Origin of the sequence: Pseudomonas sp. P20, assembly GCF_016463925.1 — a bacterium.
In the GTDB taxonomy this organism is placed as follows: domain Bacteria; phylum Pseudomonadota; class Gammaproteobacteria; order Pseudomonadales; family Pseudomonadaceae; genus Pseudomonas; species Pseudomonas aeruginosa.
This window is the reverse complement of sequence record NZ_JAEMVM010000072.1, coordinates 1-2,885: the sequence shown is the minus strand read 5'-3', so window position 1 is coordinate 2,885 and position 2,885 is coordinate 1. Positions and strand designations below refer to the sequence as shown.

Genomic DNA, 2,885 nt, shown 5'->3' with positions numbered 1-2,885 from the left:
TCACCAGCTCCCAGCCTTCCTGGCCCAGACGCACGACCTCGGCCCAGCGCAGAGGGTTGAGCAAGGCGTGGTCGTCGGGTTCCAAGGTGTCTTCTTTGTGTTTGAACATCGCGACGCCCTTGGTGAGGGTTTTGTAGGGAATGACGATGTTCTCGACATGGTATTCGAAGGACTGTTTTATGCTCATGGTGTGCTCCTGGATCGGTTCGGGGAAAACCGCACCGTTTCAGGGGCAGGGGGAGGGCTTCAATCGAAAATACCCTTACTGGGTACCGAGGATTTCTGCAGTTTCGCTTTACTCCCTATTACTGACCACCAGTTCCTTCAGCTTTCTCTCGTCCACGTACCGCTGCATGATCGACAGAACCAGGCTGTTGATGGCGAGGATCTTCATCGCGCGGGTCACTGCGACGTAGATCAGGTTCAACTCATCGTCGCGCTTGCCTGGGTCGGTGTCGGGGGCCAGCGGGTCCGCGTTGAAGTCGTCGTACAGGCAAACGAAATCCCATTCCAGCCCCTTGGCCTTGTGTGCGGTGGTCAGGGTGATTGTTGCGTCCAGCTCATCGTCAAGGGTCAGTGAGCGAAGCTCAATGATCCGCGCAGGCAGATCAGGGTAGGTCGATATGATCTTGATCGAGCGAAGCATCTCACCGTCCTGGCTGATCTCGGCGATCTCCACGTACTGGGTGTAGTCGCGGTAGTCACGGAGCAGTTTCTTGTTCTGGACGTTTTGGCGCAGGCCTCGGCTGAATGCGTACAGATCCTCCAGGTCGCGCAGCGAGTAACTGTCGATACCGCCTACCCAGTGGAATTTGGGCTCCGGATGATTGCGGACCAGCTGCAGGGCATTCTCGATGACGCCGATAACGGTGCGGTGAATGAAAGTGCGGTGAGGAAGGTCCGGCGGGAGGGACTTTTTCACCAGCGTCTGCGAACCCAGTCCTTGAAGTTTCCGTGTTTCGCCCTTGTAGGAGAGGATGATGTTGGCCACGTGTGCGATCGCGGGGCCGAATCGCCAGCTCTGGGTCAGGTAGTGCTCCTCGGCGCCGGCCATCCAGTCGCTGTTCAGGGCATCTTCTGCGCCCCTGAACCGGTAGAGCTGCTGATGGGGATCGCCGACGATAGCCATTCTGATGCGCTGCCAATGGGCAATGTCCGCGATCACTGGGTTGATGTCCTGCCCCTCGTCCAAGAGCATGCAGTCGAAGCGCTGGCTCAAATCGGGCTTGCTCAGTTGATACAGCTTCAGGTAGCCGTCATGGGGCATCAGCATGCCGGTGTCCTGGAGATCTACCATGCGCCTCCAGACTACTCGCGCCATGTCCAGGCCCTGCTTGAGGAAGCGTTCCTGGGCACTGGTGAGGAACGCCTTGTCGCGGAAGCGCGGGAAGTGCGGTCGGCCGAGTTCCGCGTCGGCGCTAGCCATGTAGTTGTTCAGCGTGGCCAGCACGTCACGTACCAACTCCCAGTCTTGGGTATCGAGTCCGCGGGCGATATCGGTAAGACGCAGGTTCTTCGTCTTCTTGTGGGCGTACTGGATGCCGTACACCGCATGAGCCAGGCTGTGGGCGGTCTTGCACACTACGTTGCGGGGAAACTTGCCCTTCGCGGCTTTCTCCACCGAGCTGTTGTAGCAAAGATAGAGGATTCTCAGGGTAGGGTTCGCCTTGGCAAAGCCCACCAGGGTGGTGGTCTTGCCAGTGCCGGCGAAGGCTCGCACCAGGATCTTCGATGCCTTCGACTGGATGATCGGTGACTGTTCGTGAGTCCACTGCATAGGTGTCTCCGGAGATACGAGGGCTTCCAGATTGGTAAGTGTCTGGTTAAACAGGGGCTGCGGCTGTGGAGCTAGTCAGGGCATGGCATCATTTGTCGTTCGTCACCCTGAAGGCATCGAAATGAAAATTTGGCGTTTCGCGTTGATCTTTTTGATTCTGCTTTTTGCTGTCGCGTGGTTCTCATCTAGTGAGTTGAGATCACACGCTGTGCCTTGGTTGACTCACTGGTTCGAGGTGCTCAACCGATAGTGCGCCGGTGCCGAATACACAGGTAGCAAAGGTGCGTAATGACCATTGTCATAGTTGCCAGGCATAGTGAGAATCCGGCACATAGCGTGAGAAATGCCGCGCCCTCGGCGGCCCCTGTAGTAGCGTGGGGGGCTACCGTCTCCATTGTTGGAATCAACCGATTTATCACCTGTGCCACGGCATAGACGTATAGAACCGAGGTCACGCTGAGCCAGGCGAGCGGAGTTAAAACGGCCTGTCTGGTCCATGGACCACGACGAGTACCCACTCGAACCCAGGTTGCGGTGAGCAACCATTGGACTGACAGCAATACCAGGGCGACTTCAACGAGAACTTGCCAATACGTGCCGGCCTCCTTGAGCCTGCCCATCGTCATGAGTACAGCCGCTGAAAGCAGCAGTACAAGGACAGTCAGCGTGATCCAACTGGCGTGTAGAGCCGTGTCGCGCGAAGGCAAGAGGTGTTTCAGCGGTAGGGCCATGAGCGTCTCCTCGAGGACTAGAGGTATTTCTTGAAGGTGGATGCTGTGATGCACACCGCTACGCCGAGCAGCGCGGCGCAGGGCAGTAGGATGAGCAGGGGATTGATGCTGATGGGGATCGCCAGGTAGAGGGTCCAGGGGACGACCGCCAGCGGAATGATGCTGCCGCGCGCCTTGTGGTAGAGGTAGCTGGACTCCCGGCCGGCGCCGAACTTGCGCAGGTCCCGGCGCACCAGGCCGTCCACCAGGCCGGTGAACGCGGCCATCAGGAACAACGGGATCGTCATGACCAGAATCACCAGGCGCACGACGAATGTCAGCACCGTGTACAGCGCGGCCAGGCCGTAGTTCTGCAGCGTGGAGACACCCTGGGCGGT

Annotated in this window: 3 protein-coding genes and 1 pseudogene; all 4 read right to left on the bottom strand. The window is 58.4% G+C overall.

Going from position 1 to position 2,885, the window contains the following annotated elements; genetic code table 11:
• Positions 1 to 187, bottom strand: a pseudogene (locus JHD77_RS31505) (hypothetical protein); the annotation flags it as partial.
• A gap of 108 nt (positions 188 to 295) precedes the next feature.
• A complete protein-coding gene (locus tag JHD77_RS31500) occupies positions 296 to 1,777 on the bottom strand; it encodes a UvrD-helicase domain-containing protein (RefSeq protein ID WP_042166176.1) in 1,482 nt (493 codons plus the stop codon).
• Positions 1,778 to 2,016: 239 nt separating this feature from the next.
• Positions 2,017 to 2,508, bottom strand: coding sequence for a hypothetical protein (locus JHD77_RS31495; protein WP_003109389.1), 492 nt, complete (start codon positions 2,506 to 2,508; stop codon positions 2,017 to 2,019).
• Positions 2,509 to 2,525: 17 nt separating this feature from the next.
• Positions 2,526 to 2,885, bottom strand: a 360-nt coding sequence (locus JHD77_RS31490; protein ID WP_199506557.1) for a TIGR03747 family integrating conjugative element membrane protein, incomplete at its 5' end; no start/stop codon positions are given.

Bases quoted from the DNA above. Each gene is read 5' to 3' on its own strand.
- JHD77_RS31500 (WP_042166176.1), bottom strand. From the start codon at position 1,777: ATGCAGTGGACTCACGAACAGTCACCGATCATCCAGTCGAAGGCATCG.
- JHD77_RS31495 (WP_003109389.1), bottom strand. From the start codon at position 2,508: ATGGCCCTACCGCTGAAACACCTCTTGCCTTCGCGCGACACGGCTCTA.